This window comes from Dyella sp. 2HG41-7 (assembly GCF_021390675.1).
Lineage (GTDB): Bacteria > Pseudomonadota > Gammaproteobacteria > Xanthomonadales > Rhodanobacteraceae > Dyella_B.
The window spans coordinates 2,951,971-2,965,097 of the sequence record NZ_JAJEJV010000004.1 but is presented as its reverse complement, the minus strand read 5'-3'; the positions used below and the strand labels follow the sequence as shown (position 1 = coordinate 2,965,097).

The following is a 13,127-nucleotide window of genomic DNA, read 5'->3' as shown; positions in this document are numbered from 1 at the left end:
TAACCACGCGCCCGTAGCTCAGTTGGATAGAGTACCAGGCTACGAACTTGGTGGTCGGGAGTTCGAATCTCTCCGGGCGCGCCATTTACATTGGACACGATGTTGATTTAAGTCGTGTCTGCTTTGCTGGCGGAATATCGCTTGCAAAACCGGACAAGGTTGAAGTCCGGCGTGTTCGATACGGATTGACGGGCCAGAGTGTCACCCGTAGCATTTCTTGACTTCGGTAGCGAAAGCTCACCGGGTTTCGAAAAACGGGGTATAGCTCAGCCTGGTAGAGCGCCAGCTTTGGGAGCTGGATGTCGTGGGTTCGAATCCCTCTGCCCCGACCAGCAGGTGTTCTGCTTTTAGTCAAAGCGCCTGTAGCTCAACCGGATAGAGCATCGGCCTTCTAAGCCGACGGTTGCAGGTTCGATTCCTGTCGGGCGCGCCAGATTCGTGGTTTACGGTGGGCGTAGCTCAGTTGGTTAGAGTACCGGATTGTGATTCCGGTTGTCGTGGGTTCGAGTCCCATCGTCCACCCCATTTTCAAGCAGTTCTGGGCCGTTAGCTCAGCTGGTAGAGCAGTTGACTCTTAATCAATTGGTCGTAGGTTCGAATCCTACACGGCCCACCAGCTAAACGAAGGCACCTAGACCCCCGTCTAGGTGCCTTTTTCTTTGGGTTCCGAAAGGGCGTTCGGCCTATGCCGGACAAGGCATGGAGCGCTTGTGCTGGCGTATTGCCGAACCGTAGAATGGCTGGCTTGGCATAAGGTAATCATCGACTTAGGGTCGTGGTTCGGCAGCCTTTCGACGATTTCGGAATAAACCCCGAAAAATCGTGGAAAATCTGCAGTTTGCCTTGGGGCGAACAATGCGAAAGTGGCGGAATTGGTAGACGCACTGGATTTAGGTTCCAGCGGGTAACCCCGTAAGGGTTCGAGTCCCTTCTTTCGCACCATCGGACCTTAAGCTTGATTTTGCGGGCGGCAAGGGCCGCCGCGGCGCCGGTATGGGCCATTACAGGTAATTCCAGGAGACGTCATGCAGTTTTCGGTTGAAAACGTCGGCAAGCTCGAGCGCAAGCTCACGGTTAAATTTCCGGCAGAGCGCTTCGAGACACAGGTCAATGCGCGCATTGCGGAAATGAGCCGCACCGTTCGCCTCAAGGGCTTCCGCCCGGGCAAGGTGCCTGCCAACGTGATCCAGCAGCGTTTTGGTGCGCAGGTGCGCGGTGAAGTGCTTTCGGACCTGATCGGCAGCACGCTGCGCGAAGCGTTCGAAAAGGAAAATCTGCGTCCCGTCGCCAACCCGGCGATCGACACCACCGGCCAACCGGAAAATGGTGAAATCGCCTACACGGCCACCTTTGAAGTGATGCCGGAATTCCCGGAAATCGACGTTGCTGCGCTTGAAATCAGCCGCCCTGCCGCCGAAGTCACCGACGCCGACGTGGAGAAGATGATCGGCACGCTGCGTCAACAGCGCCGCAGCTTCGACGAAGTCGAGCGCGCGTCGGCCGAAGGCGATTTCGTGATGTTCGAATACGACGCCACCGCCGGCGATTACCGCTTTCCGACCGAAGGTCAGGAACGCGCCGGCAGCGTGATCGGCTCCGGCACGTTGTTCAAGGCGCTGGATAGCGCGTTGACCGGTCGCAAGGGTGACGAGTCCTTCGAATCCGATATCGAATTCCCGGCCGATTTCCGCAATGAGCAGCTTTCCGGCAAGACCGCCAAGGTCAACTTCAAGATTGTGAAGGTGCAAGAGCCGAAGCTGCCGGAAGTGGACGCCGAGTTCATCAAACTCTTCGGCATCGAAGACGGCGATCTGGAACACTTCCGCAAAGAAGTGCGTTCCAACCTGGAGCGCGAACTGAAGGCTGCGCTGATGGGCCGTCTGAAGTCTCAAGTGGCTGAAAAGCTCGCTCAGAAGCACAGCGAACTGGACGTGCCCAATCTGATGGTGCAGTCCGAGGCCCGCAATCTCGCCGCCGGCAGCGTGCCGCGCGGTCAGCAGCCGCCGCCGCAGTTGGTCGATGCGGCCATGCCTGCAGCGCGTTTGCGCGTCATCGCCGGCCTGCTGATGGGCGAAATCGCCCGCAAGCAGGAGCTGAAGCTGGATCGCACGCTTTTGGCCGAGCAGCTCGCGGCGATCGCCTCGACCTACGAAGAGCCGGAAAAGGTCATTGAACTCTACAATGGCGATCCCCAACTCATGTCCGGGTTGCAGAACCGCGTTATGGAAGATCAGGTGGCCGAATGGGTGGCCGACAACGCCAACACCACCGTCCAAAACCTGAGCTTCGACGAAGTCATGCGCCCGGTCGGCGCCTGAGACGATTCGATCAGGCACCGTCAGCATGGATATCGAGGGAATGTGTTTACACATTTCCTCGATGCGCTAAGTTCGACATTCGTTCGAACTTGGGTTTAGCGAATTCGCACGCATTGTGAAGAGTTCGCGGCAGGCCATGGTCGGCTTGCGCTAGCGAGGCGTTTTCTCAACCTGCTAGTCTGACCCTGCTCATACGAATCGATTTTCAGTCCCCACACCCGGAGAGTTGCACGCATGGCCATGGACCCGATCCAGAACCTCAACCTGGTGCCGATCGTTGTCGAGCAGACCGCTCGCGGCGAGCGTTCGTATGACATCTATTCACGCCTGCTCAAAGAGCGCGTGATCTTTCTGGTCGGTGAAGTGAACGATCAGGTCGCCAATCTGCTGGTTGCGCAGATGCTGTTTCTCGAGTCGGAAAATCCCGACAAGGACATCCATCTCTACATCAACAGTCCCGGCGGCGCCGTGACGGCCGGTTTGGCCATCTACGACACCATGCAATTCGTGAAGCCCGACATCAGCACCATGTGCGTGGGTCAGGCTTGCAGCGCCGCGTCGCTGCTGCTGATGGCTGGCGCGAAAGGCAAGCGTTACTCGCTACCCAATTCGCGCGTCATGATCCACCAGCCTTCGGGTGGCGCTCGCGGGCAGGCCACCGATATCGAAATCCAGGCCCAGGAAATCCTGTACCTGCGCCGCCGCCTGAACGACATTTACGTTCAGCACACCGGCCAGCCCCTGGATAAGATCGAGCGCGATATGGAGCGCGACCGCTTCATGAGCGCGGATCAGGCCAAAGAATACGGCCTGATCGATGCCGTTCTCGACCGCCGCGCGGTAGAAACGGTTAAGTCGGCCTGATTTCAGCCGATTTCTTACGCATAAATGGGGTCCCGCGTCCGGGTGCGGACTCGGGACCCTGTGCTATTCTCGACCCGTAACCGGGTTTTTCCAGCAGGATCAAACGAATGAGCGACGAGCGGCAAGGCCGTTCCAACGACAGCGGCAAGATTCTCTACTGCTCCTTCTGCGGTAAGAGCCAGCATGAAGTGCGCAAGCTGATCGCGGGTCCGTCCGTATTCATCTGCGACGAGTGCGTGGAGCTGTGCAACGACATCATCCGTGAAGAGCTTGAAGAGAAGGCCGCCTCCGGGCGTAGCCAGCTGCCCAAGCCCAAGGAAATCATGGAGACCCTCGACCAATACGTGGTCGGGCAGACGCGCGCCAAGAAAGCGCTCGCCGTCGCGGTCTACAACCATTACAAGCGGATGGAATCACGCCAACGCAGCGACGATGTCGAGCTTGGCAAATCCAACATCCTGCTTATCGGTCCGACCGGTTCGGGCAAGACGCTACTAGCCGAAACGCTGGCGCGCCTGCTCAACGTACCGTTCACCATCGCCGACGCCACCACGCTGACCGAAGCCGGCTATGTGGGCGAGGACGTCGAAAATATTATTCAAAAGCTGTTGCAGAAGTGCGACTACGACGTCGAGAAAGCGCAGTCGGGCATCGTGTACATCGACGAGATCGACAAGATCTCGCGCAAGAGCGAAAACCCGTCGATCACGCGCGACGTATCCGGCGAAGGCGTGCAGCAAGCGTTGCTGAAGTTGATCGAAGGCACGCTCGCTTCCGTACCGCCGCAGGGCGGTCGCAAGCATCCGCAGCAGGAATTCCTGCAAGTCGACACCAAGAACATCTTGTTCATTTGCGGCGGCGCGTTCGCGGGTCTGGAAAAAGTGATCCAGCAGCGTTCCGAAACGACCGGCATCGGCTTCTCTGCCGAAGTGCGTTCGAAGGAACGTACGGAAAATCTCGGCAAGGTTTTGGCTGAAGTCGAACCGTCGGATCTCGTGCGCTTTGGTCTGATTCCGGAATTCGTCGGTCGTCTGCCGGTTGTGGCGACGCTGGACGAACTGGACGAAGACGCGTTGGTGAAAATTCTCACCGAGCCGCGCAACGCCGTCACGAAGCAGTTCCGCAAGTTGTTCGAGATGGAAGGCGTCGAATTGGAATTCCGTCCGGAAGCGCTGCAGGCGATTGCACGCAAAGCGCTCAAGCGCAAGACGGGCGCGCGCGGTTTGCGCACCATTCTTGAGCAAGTGCTGCTGGATACGATGTACGAGCTTCCCTCGCTGGAGCATGTCAGCAAAGTCGTGGTCGACGACGCTGTCATCGAAGGTCAGGCGGAGCCTTATCTCATCTATCGCGGGAACTTGCAGCAACAACCGCGAATCAGCAGCGAAAGCGGCGACGCGGCAGCCTGATTGTTTTGACGCTGTTCATACGGCCTCGGTGGACTCCACCGGGGCCGTATTATTTTGTGTTCCCGGGCCGGTACTTGTGTGCGGCTCACATCGCCTCCACTTGACGACTTAATGGCCACGGCGCAGTGTCGGGGTCGTCAGCGGTAGCGGTACTAGGAAGCGCCGCGCGCCTGGGTGTGTGTACCAGGCACGCTGACTCCGAAGAACAGTCAGGACGACGGTTCGAGGGTTTTCATTCTTTTCCGCGAGAGACTCCCTGCGATGGCAAAAAGTGCCGCAACTCCTATCGCTTCTGGTGCCACGCTGGACGCACTACCGGTGCTTCCGCTGCGTGATGTAGTCGTGTACCCGCACATGGTGATTCCGTTGTTCGTCGGGCGCGACAAATCCATGCGCGCGCTCGAGCGTGCGATGGAAGGCGAACGGCAAATTCTACTGGTCGCGCAAAAGAGTCCGGATATCGACGATCCGGAAATCAAAGACCTTCATGAAATCGGCACGCTTGCCGGTGTGCTGCAATTGTTGAAGTTGCCGGACGGCACGGTGAAAGTGCTCGTCGAAGGTCAATCGCGCGTCTCGATCGAGGAATACAACGATGACGCAGGCATGCTCACGGCGCGCTCGCGCGTCATCGAGCCCGTGTACAACGTCAAAGAGCGCGAGCTCGATGTGGTGTCGCGCACGCTCGTTTCGTTGTTCGAACAATTGGTGAAGCAGAGCCGCAAGCTGCCGCCGGAGGTGTTGGCGACGTTGTCGGGCATCGACGATCCGTCGCGTCTTGCGGACTCCATCGCTGCGCACCTTTCCGTGCGCATGGCCGATAAACAGAAAGTGCTCGAAACCGCCGACGTCGCGCAGCGTCTCGAATTGCTCATCGGGCTCGTTGATGGCGAGATCGATTTGCAGCAGGTGGAAAAGCGCATCCGCGGCCGCGTGAAGTCGCAGATGGAAAAGAGCCAGCGCGAGTACTACCTCAACGAGCAGATGAAGGCGATCCAGAAGGAACTGGGCGAGGGCGAAGACAACCCGAACGAGCTCGAAGAGCTGCAGAAGAAAATCGAAGATTCGGGCATGCCCAAGCCGGTGCTCGCCAAGGCGCGCCAGGAATTCGGCAAGCTCCGTCAGATGTCGCCGATGTCCGCGGAAGCGACGGTCGTGCGCAACTATCTCGACTGGCTGATCGGCGTGCCGTGGAAAAAGCGCAGCAAGGTCCGCAAGGATCTCGCGCTCGCCCAAGAAGTGCTCGATGCCGATCACTTCGGTCTGGAGAAAGTCAAAGAGCGCATCCTCGAATACTTGGCCGTGCAGCAGCGCGTGAGCACCATGAAAGGCCCCATCCTGTGCCTAGTGGGTCCGCCTGGTGTGGGCAAGACGTCGCTCGGTCAATCGATCGCCAAGGCGACCAACCGCAAATTCGTTCGCATGAGCCTAGGCGGCGTGCGCGACGAAGCGGAAATTCGCGGTCATCGTCGTACCTACATCGGTTCGATGCCGGGTCGCATCGTGCAGAACATGAATAAGGTCGGATCGAAGAATCCGCTGTTCGTGCTGGACGAAATCGACAAAATGTCGATGGACTTCCGCGGCGATCCGTCGTCCGCGTTGTTGGAAGTGCTCGATCCGGAACAGAACCACACGTTCAACGATCACTATCTGGAAGTCGATCTCGATCTTTCCGAAGTGATGTGGATCGCGACGGCGAACTCGCTGAATATTCCGGGTCCGTTGCTGGATCGTATGGAAGTTATTCGCATCCCCGGTTACACCGAGGATGAGAAGCTCGCGATTGCGCAAAAGTACCTGCTGCCGAAGCAAATCAAGGCAAACGGTTTGAAGTCCGAAGAAGTGTCGGTCGATGAAGAAGCTGTACGCGACATCGTGCGTTACTACACGCGCGAATCGGGCGTGCGTAATCTGGAGCGCGAGATTTCCAAGATCTGCCGCAAAGTGGTCAAGCAGTTGACGCTGGGCGAGAGCAAGAAGAACGCGCAAGCCGCCAAAGCAGAGACGAAGAAAAAGTCGAAGCCGGCGGCACCGGATATGGTGCGTGTCACGTCCGAGAATCTCGAGAAATTCCTTGGCGTGCGCCGCTTCGATTTCGGTCGCAAAGAACTGCAGAACGAAGTCGGCCTGGTGACGGGTCTTGCGTGGACGCAGGTCGGTGGCGATTTGCTCAGCATCGAAGCCTCGATCGTTCCCGGTAAGGGACGTCAGGTGCATACCGGACAACTCGGCGACGTGATGAAGGAATCGATCCAAGCTGCGTTGTCGGTGGTGCGTGCGCGTGCCAGCCAACTCGGTATCGATCCGGATTTCCACGAGAAATACGACTTGCATATCCACGTACCGGAAGGCGCTACGCCGAAGGACGGCCCGAGCGCGGGTATTGCGATGTGCACGGCGTTGGTGTCGGCCTTGACGAAGGTGCCGGTGCGTTCCGAAGTGGCGATGACCGGCGAAATTACGCTGCGTGGCCGCGTGCTTCCGATCGGCGGATTGAAAGAGAAACTGCTCGCGGCGCATCGCGGCGGTATCACCACCGTGATCATTCCGGATGAGAACCGCAAGGATCTTGCGGACATTCCGGAAAACATCACCGGTTCGCTCGACATCCATCCGGTGCGTTGGATCGACGAAGTGCTCGACATCGCATTGGAACGTCCGCTGCAACCGCTGCCGGCAAAGGAAGCAGGCGAGGGCGCCGCGGCATCGGGTAGTGCGAGCGAGGGCGGTCCGCACGACGACAGTGCCGAAACACCGACACGCACGCACTAACTGCATCGTTACATCGGTGGTTTGCGATAGGCGACACGTTTGACGTGTCGCCTATTTCATGTAGGCCACGCATAACCAAATCGTTGTTACAGGACGTATCTAACGGTATGCAAAATGCGCGGTTGAACTTCCGCAATGCGTTGGTATCACTTGTATTGCGGACCCCGGGGGGCGCTGGTATAAAGGCTCACCGTCATCCTGAGGCCTCAGCCGATGCACAGCGATGCGGGATCGCGTGCCGACGCCTCTCATCCATCCATGATCCTTTCTCGCGTTGTCCCGTCCCCAACCTATCCGCGGGCCGAATATCTGTTTAAGGGAGTAACTCAATGAATAAAACCGATCTGATCAATGCCGTCGCCGAACAAGCCGAACTCACCAAGGCAGATGCAGGCCGTGCGCTTGAGGCGTTCTTCGAAACCGTGCAAAAAGCGCTGAAAAACGGCGACGACGTGTCGGTCGTCGGCTTTGGTACCTTCACCGTGCGCAGCCGCGCCGCCCGTACCGGCCGCAATCCCCGTACGAACGAAGAGATCAAGATCGCGGCCTCCAAGGTCCCGGCCTTCAAGGCTGGTAAGACGCTCAAGGACGCCCTAAACTAAGCGGCCCGCTAGGGTCTGGGTGCTTAGCTCAGCGGTAGAGCGTCGCCCTTACAAGGCGAGGGTCGTAGGTTCGATCCCTACAGCACCCACCAGAATGTGGAGCGGTAGTTCAGTCGGTTAGAATGCTGGCCTGTCACGCCGGAGGTCGCGGGTTCGAGTCCCGTCCGCTCCGCCACGGTTTGCAAGGGCGCCCGCGTGGCGCCCTTGTTGTTTAGGTAACGCGCGGTAACGCGCCAACGACATCGCGAGAAAAGCCAATGTTGCAGTCACTACGCGACAAAATGCATGGATGGCCAGCCATTGTGGTGCTGGGCGTAGCCGTTTTTGCGATGTCTTTCTTCGGCATTGAAGGCTACTTCAGCTCGCACATCGAAACCTTCGTCGCGAAGGTCGGCAAGCGCGAAGTCGATCAACAGAAATTTCAGGACACCATCAATCGCATTCGTCAGCAGCAGCGTGCGCAGCTGGGCGATCAATTCGATCCGAGCGTGTTCGAAAAACCAGAATTCAAGCAGCAGATCCTCGACGAGCTGATCGGTCAGCAACTGTTGCTGCAAGCTAACGAAGACCTCGGCATGCGCGTTTCGAATCAGGCATTGCGCGACGCCATCGCCTCAAATCCCATGTTCCAGGTCGACGGCAAATTCAACGCGGACATGTACCGTGCGCAGTTGGCATCCTCCGGCATGACGCCGGACATGTACCAGCAAAGTGTGGGCACGTCGCTGGAAAGCCAATTGCTGCCCGACGCTATCAGCGGCAGCACCATCGTGACGCCCGTCGAGATTGATCGCTATTTGGACGTCAAGCTTCAGCGTCGTGATATCCGCTATTTCGTGCTGCCGCGCCCGACCCCCTCGGACAGTCAGGTTACGGATGCACAGGTGCAGGATTACTACAAAGCGCACCAGTCCGATTTCATGAATGCGGAGCAGGTGTCGCTGAAATACATCGAAGTGAACGGCGCGGACCTGAAACCGGAAGCGCAGCCGACCGATGAAGATCTGCAGAAGCGCTACCAGTCCGAGCTCTCGCGCTTCGGCATGCCGGAAGAGCGCGAGGTTTCGCACATCCTGGTGAATGTGCCCAAGAACGCCACGCCGGCGCAGCAGAAAGCAGCGCTGGACAAGGCAGACAAGATCGCCTCCGAAGCAAACGCGGCCAACTTCGCCAAGCTGGCGCAGCAGGATTCGGACGACTTGGGTTCGAAGCTGCAAGGCGGCGATCTGGGCTGGCTGCAGAAGGGCGTGACGAACGCGGCGTTCGATTCGGCCATGTTCTCCATGCAGAAAGGGCAGATCTCCAAGCCGGTGTTGTCCGATGAGGGCTATCACATCATCTTCCTGCGCGACGTGCGCAGCGGCCAGACCAAGTCGTTCGCCGAAGTGCGCGATCAGCTTCTAAAGGAAGCGACGTCTTCCGACAGCGACCGTGTGTACAACGAAGCGGCTGGCAAGATGACCGATCTCACGTCGCAGAATCCGGGCTCGCTTGATCCGGCTGCGCAAGCATTGAAGCTGCAGGTTAAAGAAACGCCGCTATTTAGCCGTGCAGGCGCGCAAGACGCTGCTGCAAATCCCATCCTTGCCAACCCCAAAGTCATCGCCGCCGCGTTCTCCAATGACGTGCTGACGGCAGGCAACAATTCCGCCTTGATCAATCTGGGCAAGACCGATTCGATCATCGCGCGCGTGGACAAGCACGTGCCGGCGTCACCTAAGCCGATTGCGGAAGTGCATGACGCGATCGTGCAGAAGCTGCTCGACGAGCGTATCGCCGAAGCGGCGCATCAGAAGGCCGATGTGCTGGTGCAGCGTTTGAGCAAGGGCGAAGACCTCGTTGAGGTCGCCAAAGCGGAACACGCCGATTTGCAGACGGTGAATCAGGTACAGCGCGTTCAGCAGAACGTGCCGCAACCCGTGTTGATGCAAGCGTTCAAGACGCCGCATCCGGCTGCGGATGGAAAGTCGCAGTTTGCCGACGTGGAGTTGGACCATGGCACCTACGCCGTGCTGGCGGTCGACAAGGTCCAGGGCGGCGATCTTTCCAAGATGACGGCGGATGATCGTCAGCAGCTCTATCGCCAGATGATGCAAGCCTACGGCGGCGTGGAAACCCAGGGTTTCATCGACATGCTGAAGGCCGGAACCAAGGTTGAAATCGCCAAGGATCGTATGTAATCGCGGCGATCTTTGACTCAAAAAAAGCGGCTCTAAGAGCCGCTTTTTTTATGGGTGATGACCTGCGCGGACAATGCGAACGTTAGCGCGACTTGCCCGGTGGATCGATCTTCAATACTTGACCCGGCTTCAACGATTTGCCGCGTAGATTGTTCAAACGTTCCAGCGTGCTGACACTCACGGAATAGTGATGCGCGATCTGCCAAAGACTCTCGCCGGAGCGAACAACGTGCGTACGCGCATGCTGGGACGGTTTCGCCTGCGCCGTGTTGTCGTTTTGCGGATCGGCCGAATCGTCCGCATACACGCTCGGCAACGGCGCATCCGACGACTCGCTCGCCGTCATGCTCTGATCGTCCGATGTTTGCATGGCGCTGCGAAAAAGCTCCGCATTGCGATGCGGTAGCAGTAGATGCGTGCTCGTATCGGTCGTGAGGAAATCGCCTTGCAGCGCCGGGTTCAAACGCTTGAGCGTGTCCGTCTGCATGCCGGCGTGACCGGCGGCGGTCGATAGCGTCATGCCGTGGCTGACTTCCACGGTTTCCAAATGCTGATCGCTGGGAAGGCTCGGTAGCTCGACATGGAAGCGCGACGGTTCGCGCACCACGCACGAAATGGCCAGTAACTTGGTGAGGTGTTCACGCGTGATGCGGGGAACCGGCAGCTTTGGAATAGCCGGCTCATCCGGCGGCATGCCATGTTGCTGCACGAGTCGCTGGATGCCGAACTCGCCGCGATTGTAGGCGTAGTCGACCAAGCGCCAATCATGCAACTCGTTGTGATAATCGCGCAGCATGCGCATGACACCGTCCGTCGAGGCGGATGTGTCCAGACGGCCGTCGTAGCGATGATCGACATGCAAGCCCATCACGTGCGCCGTGCTTTGCACAAGCTGCCACATGCCCGCCGGTGAATTGCGATGCCCGGGTACGGGCCGATATTGGCTTTCCACCCACGGCAATAACACGAATTCGCCCGCGACGCCGAATTTTTCGGCGGATTGTTGCACGTACACCAATTGCGGCAGCGCTTCTTTCATCTGAGCTTCGAAGCGCTGGGGGTTTTGCGTGTAGCGACGCGCCCACGTCATGATCTGCGGATCCGCATCGCAGTCGGACATGGCAAAGCTACCGCGCAGCTTGTCCCAAACCGGCGCCGACGCTTCGCTCGGCGAAGTCGTTTGCACAGGCACAACGGATGGCGTAGCTGCGGGAGCAACTTCCAACCCGCCAGATGGCGCAGCGACTTTGGGCGGCTTCGACGGATTGTTGATCGGTGGCGTTGCGCATGCGGTCAGCAGCGATGCAAGCGCAATAGGAAGAAGTCGACGCCTATGTTTCATGCGCGAAAGTCATCCTTGGCGGCGCGCAAGGCTGCAAAGCGCGCGACCGGATCGTTTTGAGCGCCGTGCTCGCCACACCAGCGAATTACGCTGTCGCTGTCTACGCGCAAGAAAGGATTGCAGGCAAGTTCGCTCGCCAGGGTCGCTGGCACGCTGGGTTGTTGTGCTGCGCGGAGTTTCGCTACGTCGTCCAAACGCCGCTTCAGCTCGACGTTATCGGGCTCCACGGTTAGCGCGAAGCGCCCGTTCGCCGCCGTGTATTCGTGACCGCAACACACCAACGTGTCGCCCGGCAGCGATGCGAGTCGCTGCAGCGAGGACAGCATCTGTGCGGGCGTGCCTTCGAACAAGCGCCCGCAGCCGAGGCTGAAAAGCGTGTCGCCACAAAGCAATACGCTTTCGCCTGCATACACGATGTGGCTCAGCGTATGCCCAGGTACAGCCATTACACGAAATCGTGCAGCGGGGTGTTGCAAGGTAACGGTGTCGCCATCATGGACGCGATGCGTCGCGACGGCGATTCGCGCGTCGTCGGGTGCGTACACCGGTACGCCGTGCGTTTCAGCCAACTCGCCCGCACCGCCGATGTGATCGTTGTGGTGATGCGTGAGCAGGATCGCGCACAGCTTCAAGCCGCGTGCGCGCATCGCTGCGTCGACCGGCGCGGATTCGCCGGGATCGACGACGATGGCCTGACCGTGGTCATCGTGCAGAAGCCAGATGTAATTGTCGGCAAGCGCCGGTAACGGTACGACGTGCAAGGCGAACTCCGCTCTGTTTTCGTATCGACTGACGCAGGCGTCCTGCTTGCGCGTGGCCGCCGACTATAAGGCTCACGGCAGCCATGATCGTTAGTTCTGCGTTAAACGAAATATTGTGCGAACGCTGTTATGCAATGGTTCGTCTTTGTCGGGCCAACCGCTAAACTCTGGCTGTACGTTTTTAACAGGCCTTGGTTGATGCGACAGCGCGCCCACGATATCTATGCCAGTGCGCCCATGCGTCATCTGCTGGCCGATGAAACGGTCGCGTATATGCCCGATGTGCGCCGTTGTTCAGGCTCCCGCGCCTTGCTGTTGTCGGCCGCCGCGCACGACGAGCCACCGAATCCCCCCTATTTGGGCCAGTGGGTGACGCTGCGGCTCGCCGAAGGACGACTGGCTGGTGACCTTTCTGCCAGCGCCGATGAGCCGCTGCCGTTCCTGGACGAAACGTTCGACCTGATCCTGCTGCGGCACGCGCTGGAGCTGGCGCCGCGATTGCTGGCCGATATCGTGCGCGTGCTCGCTCCCGGCGGCGTGCTCGTGCTTACGGGCGTCAGTCCGTTGAGCGGGTGGACGCCATGGTGGCTGTGGCGCACGCGGGGCAGTGCGACGCACGCCAGATCGCCCATTGAGGTCGCCGCGCGCCTTCGTCGCACCGAAGTGCAGATAGAGCGGGTGCAGCGGGTCGGCAAGTTGCTGCCCTTGTCCTCGGCCGCGCTGGACGGCTCACCGGGCTGGCTGGGCGGCGGCTACGTGCTGGTCGCGCGCAAGAAGGGCCCTGCAAGCGTCCCGACGCGTCTGCGGCCTAAACCGATGACCGCGCGCGTGGGCGCTGGCCTTGCGCCGGGCGCGCGGCGCAGCTCGGTCAGCTGA

Annotated in this window: 9 protein-coding genes and 8 tRNA genes; 15 read left to right on the top strand and 2 right to left on the bottom strand. The window is 59.3% G+C overall.

Annotated elements, in window-relative coordinates; all coding sequences use genetic code 11:
- Window positions 1-7 precede the first annotated feature (7 nt).
- The 14 genes from L0U79_RS14640 (at window position 8) to L0U79_RS14575 (ending at window position 10,148) form a co-directional block, all read left to right on the top strand.
- A tRNA-Arg gene (locus tag L0U79_RS14640) sits at window positions 8-84 on the top strand.
- Window positions 85-255: 171 nt separating this feature from the next.
- Window positions 256-332 (top strand) — tRNA-Pro (locus L0U79_RS14635).
- 24 nt (window positions 333-356) lie between these two features.
- Window positions 357-433, top strand: a tRNA-Arg gene (locus L0U79_RS14630).
- Between the two features lie 15 nt (window positions 434-448).
- A tRNA-His gene (locus L0U79_RS14625) sits at window positions 449-525 on the top strand.
- Window positions 526-540: 15 nt separating this feature from the next.
- Window positions 541-616, top strand: a tRNA-Lys gene (locus L0U79_RS14620).
- Between the two features lie 241 nt (window positions 617-857).
- A tRNA-Leu gene (locus L0U79_RS14615) sits at window positions 858-942 on the top strand.
- Between the two features lie 83 nt (window positions 943-1,025).
- Window positions 1,026-2,318, top strand: a complete 1,293-nt coding sequence (gene tig, locus L0U79_RS14610) for a trigger factor (RefSeq protein ID WP_233842989.1) — start codon at window positions 1,026-1,028, stop codon at window positions 2,316-2,318.
- Between the two features lie 234 nt (window positions 2,319-2,552).
- Window positions 2,553-3,182: an ATP-dependent Clp endopeptidase proteolytic subunit ClpP gene (gene clpP, locus L0U79_RS14605; protein WP_233842988.1), complete on the top strand. Its 630-nt coding sequence runs from the start codon at window positions 2,553-2,555 to the stop codon at window positions 3,180-3,182.
- A gap of 107 nt (window positions 3,183-3,289) precedes the next feature.
- Window positions 3,290-4,591 carry an ATP-dependent Clp protease ATP-binding subunit ClpX gene (gene clpX, locus L0U79_RS14600; protein ID WP_233842987.1) on the top strand — a complete coding sequence of 434 codons (1,302 nt, stop codon included), beginning with the start codon at window positions 3,290-3,292 and terminating at the stop codon, window positions 4,589-4,591.
- Window positions 4,592-4,852: 261 nt separating this feature from the next.
- On the top strand, window positions 4,853-7,366 hold the full coding sequence (gene lon, locus L0U79_RS14595) for an endopeptidase La (protein ID WP_233842986.1): 2,514 nt from the start codon (window positions 4,853-4,855) through the stop codon (window positions 7,364-7,366).
- A 329-nt stretch (window positions 7,367-7,695) separates the two neighbouring features.
- Complete coding sequence (locus tag L0U79_RS14590) at window positions 7,696-7,968, top strand: HU family DNA-binding protein (protein ID WP_204632466.1); 273 nt, start codon at window positions 7,696-7,698, stop codon at window positions 7,966-7,968.
- 17 nt (window positions 7,969-7,985) lie between these two features.
- Window positions 7,986-8,060 (top strand) — tRNA-Val (locus L0U79_RS14585).
- A gap of 6 nt (window positions 8,061-8,066) precedes the next feature.
- Window positions 8,067-8,143, top strand: a tRNA-Asp gene (locus L0U79_RS14580).
- Between the two features lie 82 nt (window positions 8,144-8,225).
- Complete coding sequence (locus L0U79_RS14575; protein ID WP_233842985.1) at window positions 8,226-10,148, top strand: SurA N-terminal domain-containing protein; 1,923 nt, start codon at window positions 8,226-8,228, stop codon at window positions 10,146-10,148.
- Between the two features lie 82 nt (window positions 10,149-10,230).
- Here the strand turns inward: L0U79_RS14575 and L0U79_RS14570 are convergent, their stop codons facing one another.
- Together L0U79_RS14570 and gloB are read right to left on the bottom strand one after the other, a co-directional pair.
- Window positions 10,231-11,490, bottom strand: coding sequence for a LysM peptidoglycan-binding domain-containing protein (locus L0U79_RS14570; protein WP_345778439.1), 1,260 nt, complete (start codon window positions 11,488-11,490; stop codon window positions 10,231-10,233).
- A complete protein-coding gene (gloB, locus tag L0U79_RS14565; RefSeq protein WP_233842984.1) occupies window positions 11,487-12,251 on the bottom strand; it encodes a hydroxyacylglutathione hydrolase in 765 nt (254 codons plus the stop codon). Before gloB ends, L0U79_RS14570 begins: the two co-directional genes overlap by 4 nt.
- A gap of 198 nt (window positions 12,252-12,449) precedes the next feature.
- On the opposite strand from gloB, the gene L0U79_RS14560 reads away from it, so the two are divergent.
- Window positions 12,450-13,127 (top strand): methyltransferase domain-containing protein, encoded by a 678-nt coding sequence (locus L0U79_RS14560; RefSeq protein WP_233842983.1) that lies wholly within the window; start codon window positions 12,450-12,452, stop codon window positions 13,125-13,127.